This is a genomic window from Metabacillus sp. cB07, from assembly GCF_016839225.1.
Lineage (GTDB): Bacteria > Bacillota > Bacilli > Bacillales > Bacillaceae > Bacillus_P > Bacillus_P indicus.
On record NZ_CP069296.1, the window covers coordinates 377,484 to 390,999 of the forward strand.

12 protein-coding genes are annotated in these 13,516 nt (G+C 44.9%); 9 read left to right on the plus strand and 3 right to left on the minus strand.

The features are described from left to right. The first annotated feature begins 32 nt into the window (after window positions 1-32). The 3 genes from rlmD to JOJ89_RS02035 all read left to right on the plus strand — a co-directional run bounded on the left by rlmD (window position 33) and on the right by JOJ89_RS02035 (window position 3,117). Window positions 33-1,412 (plus strand): 23S rRNA (uracil(1939)-C(5))-methyltransferase RlmD, encoded by a 1,380-nt coding sequence (gene rlmD / locus JOJ89_RS02025; protein WP_203289436.1) that lies wholly within the window; start codon window positions 33-35, stop codon window positions 1,410-1,412. A 165-nt stretch (window positions 1,413-1,577) separates the two neighbouring features. Beyond that, a complete protein-coding gene (locus JOJ89_RS02030) occupies window positions 1,578-2,576 on the plus strand; it encodes a tRNA dihydrouridine synthase (protein ID WP_203289437.1) in 999 nt (332 codons plus the stop codon). Between the two features lie 145 nt (window positions 2,577-2,721). After that, entirely contained in the window at window positions 2,722-3,117 is a 396-nt protein-coding gene (locus JOJ89_RS02035; RefSeq protein ID WP_203289438.1) for a VOC family protein, read from the plus strand. A 44-nt stretch (window positions 3,118-3,161) separates the two neighbouring features. Here the strand turns inward: JOJ89_RS02035 and helD are convergent, their stop codons facing one another. Further along, entirely contained in the window at window positions 3,162-5,495 is a 2,334-nt protein-coding gene (helD, locus tag JOJ89_RS02040; RefSeq protein WP_203289439.1) for an RNA polymerase recycling motor HelD, read from the minus strand. A gap of 737 nt (window positions 5,496-6,232) precedes the next feature. On the opposite strand from helD, the gene abc-f reads away from it, so the two are divergent. The 3 genes from abc-f to JOJ89_RS02055 all read left to right on the plus strand — a co-directional run bounded on the left by abc-f (window position 6,233) and on the right by JOJ89_RS02055 (window position 9,433). Continuing rightward, window positions 6,233-8,125, plus strand: a complete 1,893-nt coding sequence (gene abc-f / locus JOJ89_RS02045) for a ribosomal protection-like ABC-F family protein (RefSeq protein WP_203289440.1) — start codon at window positions 6,233-6,235, stop codon at window positions 8,123-8,125. A 121-nt stretch (window positions 8,126-8,246) separates the two neighbouring features. Further along, window positions 8,247-8,723 (plus strand): YehS family protein, encoded by a 477-nt coding sequence (locus JOJ89_RS02050; RefSeq protein WP_203289441.1) that lies wholly within the window; start codon window positions 8,247-8,249, stop codon window positions 8,721-8,723. Between the two features lie 2 nt (window positions 8,724-8,725). Next, on the plus strand, window positions 8,726-9,433 hold the full coding sequence (locus tag JOJ89_RS02055) for a M48 family metallopeptidase (RefSeq protein WP_203289442.1): 708 nt from the start codon (window positions 8,726-8,728) through the stop codon (window positions 9,431-9,433). Window positions 9,434-9,559: 126 nt separating this feature from the next. On the opposite strand, the gene JOJ89_RS02060 is transcribed toward JOJ89_RS02055, so the two are convergent. Further along, window positions 9,560-10,525 carry a quinone oxidoreductase family protein gene (locus tag JOJ89_RS02060; RefSeq protein ID WP_203289443.1) on the minus strand — a complete coding sequence of 322 codons (966 nt, stop codon included), beginning with the start codon at window positions 10,523-10,525 and terminating at the stop codon, window positions 9,560-9,562. A 136-nt stretch (window positions 10,526-10,661) separates the two neighbouring features. On the opposite strand from JOJ89_RS02060, the gene JOJ89_RS02065 reads away from it, so the two are divergent. Further along, window positions 10,662-11,114 carry an SRPBCC family protein gene (locus tag JOJ89_RS02065; RefSeq protein ID WP_203289444.1) on the plus strand — a complete coding sequence of 151 codons (453 nt, stop codon included), beginning with the start codon at window positions 10,662-10,664 and terminating at the stop codon, window positions 11,112-11,114. A 50-nt stretch (window positions 11,115-11,164) separates the two neighbouring features. On the opposite strand, the gene JOJ89_RS02070 is transcribed toward JOJ89_RS02065, so the two are convergent. After that, the gene (locus JOJ89_RS02070) at window positions 11,165-12,136 is read right to left on the minus strand and encodes a M20/M25/M40 family metallo-hydrolase (RefSeq protein ID WP_203289445.1); all 972 of its coding nucleotides are present in this window, start codon (window positions 12,134-12,136) and stop codon (window positions 11,165-11,167) included. Between the two features lie 174 nt (window positions 12,137-12,310). Between JOJ89_RS02070 and JOJ89_RS02075 the strand changes: the two genes are divergently transcribed. Both JOJ89_RS02075 and JOJ89_RS02080 read left to right on the plus strand, forming a co-directional pair. Further along, window positions 12,311-12,637 carry a hypothetical protein gene (locus JOJ89_RS02075; RefSeq protein ID WP_203289446.1) on the plus strand — a complete coding sequence of 109 codons (327 nt, stop codon included), beginning with the start codon at window positions 12,311-12,313 and terminating at the stop codon, window positions 12,635-12,637. Window positions 12,638-12,793: 156 nt separating this feature from the next. Next, window positions 12,794-13,516 (plus strand): hypothetical protein, encoded by a 723-nt coding sequence (locus JOJ89_RS02080; protein WP_203289447.1) that lies wholly within the window; start codon window positions 12,794-12,796, stop codon window positions 13,514-13,516.

Here is a 13,516-nt window from a genome sequence, read left to right on the forward strand (position 1 = left end):
GAACAAATCAGTAACTATAAAGGAAGATTACCATGACAAAGGCAATTGCGCCTGTACAAAAAAATGAATACTACGACGTGACCTTTGAAGACCTGACGCATGACGGATCAGGCGTTGCGAAAATTGAAGGATATCCAATTTTCGTTCCTAACGCCCTGCCAAACGAAAAAGGCCAGATCAAAGTCACGAAAATAAATAAAGGCTACGCATTCGGACGCCTTGTCGAGCTGCACGAGGAAAGTTCAGAGCGCACCGATGCGCCGTGCCCGATCTATAAACAATGCGGCGGCTGCCAGCTGCAGCACTTAAGCTATCAGGGCCAGCTTGACTTTAAGCACAAGCAGGTCAAAGAAGTGCTCGCACGAATCGGCAAGCTGAATCTCGACAACGTTACGGTCCACCCGACACTCGGCATGAATGATCCGTGGAACTACCGCAACAAAGCACAGGTCCCAGTCGGAGAACGCGAAGGCGGGCTCATCGCCGGCTTCTATCAGCAGCGCTCCCATGAAATCATTGATATGGAACAATGCCTGATCCAGCAAAGCGAAAACGATGAAGTCGTCGCAGCCGTGAAAGAAATCGCAAACCGCCATGGCATCCGCGCCTACGACGAACAGAAAAACAAAGGCTGGCTGCGCCACATCATGGTCCGCCGCGGCACCGTGACAAATGAAATGATGGTCGTCTTCATCACCCGGACATCTGATTTTCCGAACAAAAAAGCCGTCATTGAAGACATTACGGCCCAATTCCCGGCCATCAAGTCCATCGTTCAAAACGTTAACCCAAAACGCACCAATGTCATCTTTGGCGATAAAACAACTGTGCTATGGGGAGAAGAATACATCTACGATTACATCGGCAACATCAAATTTGCCATCTCAGCGCGATCCTTCTTTCAGGTAAATCCTGAACAGACAAAAGTACTCTATGAAAAAGCACTGGAATATGCCGATCTGAACGGAGAGGAATCTGTCATCGATGCATACTGCGGCATCGGAACCATTTCCCTGTTCCTTGCTCAAAAAGCCAAAAACGTGTTCGGCGTTGAAATCGTTCCTGAAGCCATTGAAGATGCCAAGCGCAATGCCGAACTGAACGGAATTGAAAATGCAGACTTTGCAGTAGGTGAAGCTGAAGTTGTCATTCCGAAATGGTATGAAGAAGGAAATGCAGCCGACGTCATCGTAGTCGACCCGCCGCGCAAAGGGTGCGATGAAGCCCTGCTGCGGACAATCCTTGATATGAAGCCGAAGAAGGTTGTCTATGTAAGCTGCAATCCTGCGACTCTTGCTCGTGATTTGAAAGTGCTGGAGGATGGCGGATACGCTACGGTGGAAGTGCAGCCGGTGGATATGTTCCCGCATACGACGCATTGTGAAGCGGTAGCTTCTTTAAAATTGGTCTAATAGAAAAAAGCAGCTGAGATAGAATCATTCTATTCCATCTGCTTTTTATTTCGTTTTCCAAAATTTTATAACAGGCAGAGATTGATAAACAGGCAGGAAACATGTTATAAGTGTAAAAGAATATTTTTTAACGGAAGTTTGACATTGAGAGGATTTGAGTTTGGCATGACCAATAATTTTTGGCGTGATCTGCCGAAGCCATTTTTCGTACTTGCCCCGATGGAGGACGTGACAGATGTTGTGTTCCGTCACGTAGTCAGTGCAGCCGGCCGTCCGGATGTTTTTTTCACAGAGTTTACTAACTCGGACAGCTACTGTCATCCTGAGGGTCTGAAAAGTGTGCGCGGCCGATTGACGTTTACAGAAGATGAACACCCGATGGTTGCACATATATGGGGAGACAATCCCGATTATTTCCGTCAAATGAGCATCGGCATGGCGGAAATGGGCTTTAAAGGAATTGATATCAATATGGGCTGCCCGGTTCCGAACGTGGCATCAAGAGGAAAAGGCAGCGGCCTCATCCTCCGCCCGGACGTTGCGGCAGAACTCATTGGGGCTGCAAAAGCAGGCGGACTGCCTGTCAGCGTGAAAACAAGACTTGGATTTAAAAAGGTAGACGAGTGGGAGGAATGGCTTGGGCACATCCTGAAACAGGATATTGCGAACCTTTCCATTCACTTGCGCACAAGAGACGAAATGAGCCAGGTCGATGCGCATTGGGAACTCATCCCGGAAATCAAAAAACTGCGTGACCGCATCGCGCCGGACACGATGCTGACCATCAACGGCGACATCCCAGACCGGCAAACAGGTCTTCAGCTTGCAGAACAATACGGCATTGACGGCGTCATGATCGGCCGTGGGATCTTTAAAAACCCGTTTGCCTTTGAAAAAGAGCCGAGAGAACACAGCAGCAAAGAATACCTCGACCTTCTGAGACTGCAGCTTGACCTTCAAGATCAATATGCAGAAGAAGTACCGCGCGCTGTTACCGGCCTTCACCGCTTTTTCAAAATCTATGTCAAAGGATTCCCGGGAGCTGCAGAGCTGCGGAGTCAATTGATGAACACGAAATCGACAGATGAAGTGAGGGCAATGCTTGAGAGGTTTGAGGAAAAACAAGCAGCAGAACGGTTAAACGAAAAGCAGGAAACCTTATAAGGGTTCCTGCTTTTTTGTGCAAATAATATCAGTAAATAAAGGATTTTTTCTTTTCATGGAGGGTTTATAGCAGGTAAAACAGAAATACATTCCTGTACCAATTTAGAAAAAATAATAAAAATACATATGCAAATAGGAGGCTCACATGGGCAGATTAGTACACTTTGAAATTCACGTAAATGAAATGGAGCGCGCAAAGACGTTTTATGGAGAGGTCTTCGGCTGGACATTCCAGGACTGGAGTGAGTATGCAGGCCTTCCGTATTTCGGAGCAGTGACAGGAGATGAGAATGAACCAGGTGTCAACGGGGCTTTGATGCAGAGACAAGGTCCTTCTCCTGAGCAAAACCAGCCGTTAAACGGGTTTTCCTGTACGATGGGCGTTGAAAACTATGACGCAGCGGAAGCGAAAATCCTTGAGTGCGGAGGCAAGGTTGCATTGCCGAAATATGCCCTTCCCGGAATGGCGTGGCAAGGGTACTACCTTGATACGGAAGGCAACATCTTCGGCATTCATCAGCCTGACGCGAACGCAAAATAAAAAGGAAGGAAAGGCGGTGAGGCAGCCTTTCCTTCCTTTTTTAGTCAACTCCAAATCAAATTCTCCCGCGGTACCTCCTGTAAAAATCCGCACGGCTCTCCGGCGCTGTAAATCTGCAAGAGATGCAGCGCGCGCGTGCAGGCCGTATAAAACAATCTGCGCAGGCTCGCGTCTCCATAAACTTGAGCCGATGCGTCATAGATAATGACAGCGTCGAATTCAATGCCTTTAGCCAGATAGGCAGGGATCACAACGATGCCCTGCTCATATTCAGCCGAGCCGCTTTTTACAAGCTTAATGTCCGGAATATGACCAAGCGCGCCAAAAGCTTCGCTGCTTTCGGCAGCGGATTTGCAGATGATGGCAATGGAATGGTGCCCCTGCTTTTGGAAGTCTGCAACTTTGGATGCGATGCGCCGGTGCAATTCGGTCCGGTCTGATACGGCAGTCAGAACAGGCATCTCGCCGCCGCGCTCAAAAGAGACAATCTGATCACCGTTAGGAACAAGTTTCCGAGTGAAATCTGTTATCGGCTTAGTAGACCTGTAGCTTCGGTTTAAGAGAATGGCTTCTGTTTCATGGGGGCCATATAAGCCCATTAGCGGGTGGAAATCGGACAGGCCGCTTGCGTGAACGAAGATGGCCTGGTTAAAGTCCCCGAGCACGGTCATCTTTGCCATAGGAAACAGCCGTTTCAAAAATTCAAATTGAAAAGGAGAATAATCCTGTGCTTCGTCTACAAGAACGTGCTTAATCGACGTGTTTGTCTGAAAGCCCTGAATCTGCTCTTTCAAGAATAAAAACGGAGGAGCATCTTCATAAAACAGTCTTCCTTCATCAAGCATGTTCATCGTCATCCTGCAAATATCCGCCCACTCTTCAGGCGGTTTCTCAGTCATCCAATTGCTTATGTTCGAAGGGTCTGAAAAAAGCTGTCTGTATAAAGCGGTAAAATCGACGAAGCGGATGCCCTGCACCCATTTTCTGAGTGGCTTCAGCTTCCTCCGCACAACCATCCTGCCGAGCACCTTGATCTCTTGTTCGTAATCATCAAGATCTTCCTCAGAGTCCTTTCTTTTCTCTAAATAAGAAAAAGCCTTTTGATACTCATCTTTGCTCAGAAGCTCAATTTCTTCCTGGACCCAAGGTTCGTTCAGCTCGGCTTTTTCCGTTTCATCGATTTTTGCGTTCAGCCATTCCTGCAGCTTCTCAATTCTGTTCGAAAAGCGGTTGGAAGTATCCGTGCCGTAAAATCTTTCTTCCATTTGTTTGCCGGAGACAAATGGTTTTCCTCTGAATTTAACCCCTTTAAATACCATGCCGGATTCTTCAAGGGAGTGGCTGTACGCTTTTACCGTCTCGAAAAAGGAAGTGGAAGCCTTGAACCGGATACTTGCCGTTCTTGTGCGGCGGGCAGGTTCATCAGCCGCGGTCAGTACATATTCCAACTGTTCGTAGGGATCCTCGACTTTAAAGGAGCCGCTCAGCCTGTGGTACATATATTCCTGGAACGTAACCTGCTGCATGTTCTCTTCGCCAAGCTCAGGCAGGACATTGGATACGTAGCTGTTAAACATGGAATTAGGGGAGAAAAGAATGATTTGATCAGCTTTCAGACGGTCCCGGTACTTATAGAGGAGGTAAGCAATCCTTTGCATAGCTGCCGAGGTCTTGCCGCTTCCTGCTGCTCCCTGAACAATGAGCAGTCTGCCCGATACGTGACGGATGATCCGGTTTTGCTCCTGCTGAATGGTCGCCACGATGCTGTGCATGTGTTTATCTGTCCCTTTGCCAAGCACTTCCTTTAAAATCTCATCTCCAATGGTAAGGCTCGTATCAAACATCGACTCGACCATGCCCCCGCGGATGAGATATTGCCACTTTGTCTCCAGATTTCCTTTAATCACGCCTCCTGGAGTCGTGTATTCAGCAGGGCCTGGGGGATAGTCATAATAAACGCTCGAAACCGGAGCGCGCCAATCATAGACCAGAAAATCCTCGCCGCTTGAATCTGTGAGAGTTGAAATGCCAATATAGACTTTTTCGGGTTCCTTTGTGCCTTCCTCGGTGAAATCAATCCGTCCGAAATAAGGTGATTTTTGCATGCGCTCAAGGACAGACAGCCTGGTTTTGGCATGCCTGTGGGTGCTCTGGCTGACAGTCAGGGCCTGCGCCTGCTGCCTTAAACCGATGATGGTCTCAAGATAGTCGTCAAACGTATCTGTATTTACCTTGACTTCATCCCAAAAGTGCCTTTGAATATGGGTAACTTCACTCCGGCGCCGGCCGGCTTCATCCGCAAGCTTGCTCATCTGCTCCGTAATAGTCCCGGTCACCAGATCCAGTCGTTCCTGCTCCTGCCGAAGGTCATTTTTCATTCAAAGCACTCCTTTAAAAAAAGTTTGATAAAATGGGTTGACTGAGAGAGAGGTTTTGATGTAAGATTAAGATAAGGATAAATATATGGTGTTTAATTATTAGGTTTTGTGTTTCTAAAGTAATATATCATGGCGGTATTAATTTATCAATGACTTTTTAAGATATAAATACTATTTGTTTTTTAATATACGTTAAACAAAGCGGGCAGAGAAAATCTCTGGCCGTTTTATTATCGCCTTAAATCCTTTATGGAATTTTGTTTATTGATAGCAAGAACACGATTGAATTCTGAATCGATTATTTACATATTTACCTAAAAATGAGACAATAAAACAAATCTTAGGAGGAGGAAAGTAACTATATGATGCCATCTTATTGCTAATTCATTTCCAGATAAAATTCATACGAATTTTATAACGAGTATAAAAATGTGCCTGATTACCAGGTTTATTTGGTTATGCTCTTTATGGAATGTTGGCAATACAGAGGATCGCTTACTTTTCTAAAACCTGAGATGATGAAGGCTGGCTGTTTTTATCAGTAACGCTGATAAAGGAATGTTCTGTGCATTATGCAGACGCCTGCTTATTTAAGCTGACCCCAATCATAATTTCGGACGATTTTAGGCTGTAGGAAGAGATATCTTCTTGCGGCCTTTTTGCATGTGAAAGTAACTGACTTCTTTGCCCTGTCCATAGACGGCATAACTCACACAATGATGAAAGAAGGGGATTTTGTGTTTGAGTTGACGCTGCAGGGTGTGAAGAAATATATGGAGGCTACCCTTGTGCTGAGGAATATCAGCTTCGAGGTGTATGCCGGAGATAAGGTTGGGATTGTCGGCGCGAACGGAAGCGGGAAGAGTACGGTGCTAAAGCTGATTGCCGGTATTTTGAAGATGCATTACTATCCGGGTTATCCGCAGACTTCGAGCCCGGGGTATGATGAGGGGCTGATCCACCGGCCAAGGGGTGCGACCATCGCGTATTTGGAACAGATGCCGTCTTTACCTGAAGGTCTTAAGGTAATGGATGTGCTGAATATGGCGTTTGAGGATGTTCATAAGATTGAGGAACAGATGCGTGATTTAGAGGAGCAGATGCAGACACTTACGGATGCTGCTCTTGAGAAGGCCCTGATGAAATACAGTGTGCTTGTCCAGCTGTATGAAGGCAAGGGCGGCTATGAGATTCAGGAGAAGCTGGGGAAGGTGTGCACGGGGCTGAAATTCAGCGATGCTTTTTTGAATCAGGACTTTGATTTGCTTAGCGGCGGGGAGAAGACGACGGTCATGCTTGGGAAGCTATTAGTGCATGATCCCGACATTCTTCTGCTGGATGAGCCAACGAATCATTTGGATATGGAGGCTCTTGAATGGCTTGAAGGTTATTTGAAAAACTATAAGGGAATCGTCATCATTGTCTCGCATGACCGTTATTTTCTCGATCATGTCGTGACAAAAATCGTGGAGATTGAAGACATGGAGTCCATCACGTATAAGGGCAACTACTCTTCCTTTGTGAGTCAAAAGGAAGAAAACATGCGGATTCAGTTTGAGCATTTCCGGGAGCAGCAAAAGAAAATCACTTCCATGGAAAGCACCGTAAAGGACCTCAGGGACTGGGCGATGCGTGCTGATAACACCAAGTTTTTCAAACGGGCAGCGAGCATTCAGAAAAAGCTTGCGAAGTTGGAGCGGATTGATAAGCCGGTTTTTGAAAAACGGAATATGAGGCTGAACGTCAAACAGGCTGAACGGTCCGGGAATGAAACGATCAAAGCGGCCGGTCTTTCGAAAAGCTACGGAGATAAGGTGCTGCTTGAAAATGCAGACCTGATGATCCGCTACGGGGAACGGGTCAGTCTGATTGGAGGGAACGGCAGCGGAAAAACGACTTTTTTGAAAATGCTGCTTGGAGAAGTGAAGCCGGATGAAGGGGTGGTAGAGGCTGGAGCAAATGTTAAGGCTGCCTATCTGCCGCAGACAATCACTTTCAACAACGAACAGCATACCGTCCTTGAATGCTTCAGGGAAGATATTTCGATTCCGGAGGGCAAGGCAAGGGAGTATTTGGCCAAATTTATGTTTTATAAAAATACGGTCTTCAAAAAAGTGAATCAGCTGTCAGGGGGAGAGCGTATCAGGCTTAAGCTTGGAATGCTGCTGTTTCAGGATGTGAACTTGCTGATCCTGGATGAGCCGACGAATCATCTGGATATTGATTCGATTGAAACCCTTGAAGAAGCACTTGAGGAGTTCACAGGAACCATCTTCTTTATCTCGCATGACCGGTATTTTATCAATAAAATCAGCCAGCGGATCGTTGCGCTTGAGGACTTTGCGTTTAAAAGCTACTTTGGAAACTATGATGAGTACAAGCGGCAGAAGGTGAAGCAGATTCCAGCACAGACAATTGTTAAAGAGAAAAAACGAATGGAAACTGTGAAGCAAATGGAAGCGGCTGAAACTGCTCTTGCGAAGGTGGAGCGGCTTGAAAAGGAACTCGTTCATCTCGATTCCTTAATGGGGGATGAACTGGACTATGAAAAGCTGGGCTGGCTGCACGAACGGAAGATGAAAGTCACGGCAGAACTTGATGAAGCAATGGAAGAATGGATGAAAGAATAAAGTAGAAGCCTGTCCTTTCGGGGGCAGGCTTTATTATTGTCCGTCTACCCTTTATAATGAACAAAGCAATCACGCAAACACCCGCCGGTTATTAGGTAACTGACGGACAGGAGGTCATATAATGGATAATAACGATATTTTAATTCGCTTACGATATGCACTGGATTTGAAAAATGCAGAGATGGTCGAGATTTTCAAGCTTGGCGGGATCGAAGTAAGTCCCCTGGAGCTGCCGCTCATTTTGACAAAGTCTGATTCAGAGGAAGAAAACATCACCTGCGACAATGTGATGTTCGAGTCGTTTTTAAATGGATTAATCACCTTTAAGCGCGGTCCGAAGCCTGGGGCAGAGACTCCGGAACTGACTCTTGCCAGAAGCACGAACGTAAACAATCATCTTTTGAAAAAAGTGAAGATTGCCCTTGCGCTCACAACTGAGGAAATGATTGAGATTTTTGACCTGGCAGGTTTGCAGGTGACTAAAGGAGAACTCGGTGCTCTCCTCAGAAAAGAAGGCCATAAAAATTACAAAGCGTGCGGAGATAAGTTTGCCCGGAACTTTTTAAAGGGACTGGCTGTTAAATACCGGGGCGCTTAAAGATGAATCACACATATGCAGGAGAAACAATCCGGTATGAGGTGACGCATAAAAACCGCACCTCAATCGGGCTGCGCATGGACCAGTACGGGATTGTGGAGGTCCTGGCTCCGAAGGGCACAAGCGAAGAGCAAGTGCATAAGGTGCTTGAGGCAAACTGGGCACTGATTCAGGAAAAGCTGAAGGAAATGCAGACCAGGATGCAGGGTGCGCTGAAGAAAACCTATGAATACGGGGAGACCTTTCTATATTTGGGAAAGGCGTACCCCATTAGCATTACGCACGATGAAACCATCCAAAAAGACCATGTGGTATTTGACGGGAAAACCCTGCACATTCAAGTAAAGCAGCAGGAGGATGCCATCATCAGACAGGCACTCAAACGCTACTATTACCAACAGTGTAAAGCCATCGTGGAAAAGAGCATCAAGTCCCATCAAGCCCATTTCAAAATGAAGCCCCGCTCTGTCAAAATTGTCGACAGCAACAAGAACTGGGGGACGTGCAACGGAAACCTGGAGCTCACCTTCAACTGGAAACTTGCGATGGCGCCCCAGGAGGTAATCGACTATGTTGTCGTGCACGAAATGTGCCACATGGTGCATCTGAATCACGACCGGTCGTTCTGGAGATTAGTCGGGAAGATTATGCCTGATTATAAAGAGCGGGAGGCTTGGCTTGCTGTGTCTAGTTGGAGGATGACGGTTTAGGTATTGTAAAGCAAGCAACATAGACAGGGAGAAAATGACCAGACTAACATCCGGTCGTTTTTTCATTCCGATGATTTTACCTTGCATTCGTCATCTATGTCTATTCAACTATTAAATCATCCATCTTTATATCTTGATTAAAATTTTCCCTTCATAATTGCGGCTTTCAATTAATCTATGAGCCTGTGCCGCCTCGCTTAATTCAAACACTTCGGCGATAGGAAGGGTTATTTCTCCTGAGGCAAATAATCTTAAAGCTCTTTCTGCAACAGGCGCTAGTTTGGCTGGGTTGTGTTTTCTGGTAGTGCCCAGGCTGAACCCTTTAATGTTTCTGCAGCTGCTGTGAACATCACTTGTTTTAAAAGTGCCGGGTTTGCCGCTGCTGTTGCCGAATTGAACGAGAGTGCCATACAGTGCCAAACACATCAAACTTTGACTGGTGACTTCCCCGGCTATGGAGTCAAAAATAACATCAGCCCCAAGATGATTCGTCTGTTTCAGCACTTCCTCTGAAAAGGTTTCGTAGGTGTACACGAAATCTGCACCCAAATTCTTTACGTAGTTCTCTTTATCTAAACTGCCAACCGTCCCGATAATTTTCTGAACACCCTCGAGCTTTGCAAGTTGAACGAGCATAGAGCCTACGCCGCCGGCTGCGCTGTGTATCACAATGGTATCTTTCTTTTTTACTTGTCCGATTTCAAATAAGAGCAGGAAACTTAAAATAGATACTGTGGGCATTGCTGCCGCCTGTTCGAATGACAGGTTTTCTGGAATTTTAAAGACTAATTGTTCGTTTGCTGCAACAAACTCTGCATATGAACCGTTTTTAGGAAAAGCTATTACACGGTCTCCTTTGGAAAAAGATGAGCCAGCGGGTGCCTCTTCAATTGTTCCGGCAACATCCAATCCAAGCGTTAGAGGAAAACTCCCTTTCTCTTTATTTCCTAACCGCTTTTTAATATCTGCATAGTTAACACTTGTATAAGCCGCTTTAATTAATACTTCGTTTTTTCCTATTTCGGGTACCTCAATATCTGAATATGTAAGGACACCGGGATCCCCAAACTCATATTGTACTACTGCTTTCATTCTCTGCATCTCCCCGTATACTTCTGTTAAATACCATTTAATTTTAGCATAAAATGTAAAATGGAGATCGCCTTTCTTGTGTACTAGTCAGCCGTTGCTTACAATTGGTGTATCCGATAGATGAGAGGTCCCTGATATGCCAACAATTAAACACGAAGTTTATATCCATGCCCCCATTGAAGTTTGTTTTGACCTTGCGCGCAGTGTAGATGTGCATATGGAAACAACAAGCAGAACTCAGGAAAAAGCGGTTGACGGCGTTACCAGCGGCCTGATGGAACGCGGAGATTCAGTCACTTGGGAAGCTGTTCATCTTGGAGTGAGACAGAGATTAACAGCTAAGATTACTGAGATGAAAAGGCCCTATCAATTTACAGATGTTATGGTTAATGGAGCTTTCCGTTCATTTACGCATACGCACGAATTTAAAGAAAGCGGAACAGGAACAATCATGAAGGATTCCTTTTCCTATGAATCTCCTTTTGGTATTCTTGGAAAGATGGCCGATCTGTTATTTCTAGAAAGGTATATGAGGAACTTTATTGCTGCTCGTGCTTTGGAGCTGAAAAGGATTGCTGAGAAGATGTAATGCTATATGGACAAAACAAAAAGAAAGGCAGATGCCTTTCTTTTCTAGTTCTATTTGTTTGATAAACTTGGGTTATTCATATGCTTCAAAAGTTCAGTCAGCACCTGGCTGTAAGAGGATAAGCGTTCCTCTGTTCTGCCTGGAAATGCTTCCTCAATAAAGGCAAGAGTGTCGTTTTCTGTATGCCAGATTCCGCCGTGCTCTTCTGTTTGCTCGTAGCCGTCAAGTTCACCGATTTCCCAGTTGGTAGATTCAAAGTAAGCAAAAGGAATACCGAGCTTATCAAACGGAGCATGGTCGCTCCAGTCTCCAGTTGTGCCTGCCGGGTAGTCAGGGTTTAACCCTGGGTTGATGCCGATATCGAGCTTTTTCTTTTTAGATATGTTCACTGCTTGGTCACGAATGAACCCATCTTCGCCTGCGCTGCCGTGAACATACATTTTGTCGCCCGCAGCAAGGCTGTCCAGGTTGATCATGCCAATCGTGTTGTCGATTTCTTTAGCTGTCATTTGCTTCGCATAATGGTTTGATCCATTTAATCCGCCTTCTTCAGCGCCGAAGGCAACGAATACGATGGAGTATGGGGTGGATACTTTGTTCAGGACTTGAGCGACCTCAAGCATAACGCCTACTCCAGATGCGTTATCATCGGCTCCTTTGATTTTTTCAACAGAATCATAGTGAGCGCCGACAATAATTTGCTTGCTTGATTTTCCCTGCTTAAAGGCAAGTACGTTCGCTGAGGATAAATTTGTGCCTCTCTTTTTAAAAGTGAAAGGTTGTTCAGCGGTTTTGTATCCCATGCGCTTAAATTGATCATGAATATACGTTTTCGCTTCCGTTTCACCAGAAGTGCCCATAAAACGAGGTCCTATTTTTTCAGACAGGTACTTCGTGTGCTGGTAAGCCATGGCACCTTTCTTATGTACCAATGATGGGGAATATGTGACAGCCGAAGCCGCTCCTGCAGATGAGATGAGCAGGAATAGAACGGTGAGTAAAGTAAAAAGCTGCTTTTTCATGAGAGTCTCCTTTTTATTAAAATTCATTAACATGCATAATTATAAGTATAGATTCATAGAATTACAATCCCCTTTTTTATAGCGGAGGTTAAGAGCTTGTTTCCCTCTTGCAGGGAAACGAGGCTTAATGGAAGAATAGATAATGATCATCAGAAAAAAAGTCAGGAGATCAACATGAACGAAATTTTCAGCCAGTATAGATTTAAACTAACAAAAGAAACAGCAAAAGCAACCGAGTACGAGCATATGATCAGCAGAGACATCATCTATACTCAAAACACGAAAGGGATCAATATTGTTCTGCACCCTGATACGGCGGAGTCGCTCCGCTTGGTCCAAAAAAGCGGCGGTCCTGTACATAGCACGGCGCTAAGCGCATATCCGAAAAGGCTGAACGGGGGAAAAACACCCATCCATTATGGCTATTCATTCAAGTTTCAGTCAGAGGAAGAGTTGGGTCAGTTCTTAAAAGGGCTGGATGACTTGTTCTGCTGCAGATAAAAAAACGATCAGCGTGTGTGCTGGTCGTTTTTTTGTCTAATTAATCATCTTGAGAAGTAATTAAATTGGTTATTATTTTGAAAAAAAAGGAAAATCGATTTTTTCACAGAATATAGTTCTAAATAACTAAGCTTAAGTGAGGAGCTGACAACAGTCTTGAGTGAATTAACACAAGAAGGAAAAGGTCTTAAAGGCAGTAAATTTCTATTTCAACAATTAGTGAATGACAAACAGGCATCATTAAACTATGCAATCTTATCCAGCTCTCCATCATTAATGGGGTTTATAAAACATAAGGATTCTTTTCAATGGAAGTCACCGCTTAAAGAGCTTGCATATAAAGAATTCAGAAATGAGTTATTGGAACTTGAGGACAGTTGGACTATAAATAAAGATCTGCTGAAAGAATATTGGCCTGCTATGGGACCTCAATGGGATGGTATAGCAATTGTGGAAGGAAAAGATGGCAAGAAAGGGCTGCTGTTAGTTGAGGCAAAAGCTCATATAAAGGAAATGAGATCCCAAATACAGGCGAAGGGTGAAAGCAGGCTGTTGATAGAAAAAACAATCAATGAGGTTAAAAACTATTTTCATTCTTCAGAACCGCTAGATACGTGGATAAACCAGTATTATCAGCTCTCAAATCGCCTTGCATTTTTGTATATATTAAACCAAAAGATGGAGATTCCTGCTTGGCTGGTACTAACTAACTTTGTGGATGATCAATCCCATATCTCGACCAGTTTAGAAAGTTGGATGGGTCATTATATAGAAGTTTTTGATCAAATGGGACTGAATTCATCAAAGTGCCACCTTATTAACAACGTTATTACTATCTTTCCTGAATTGAATGAGACGTGGTTAACAAAGAAAGGGTGA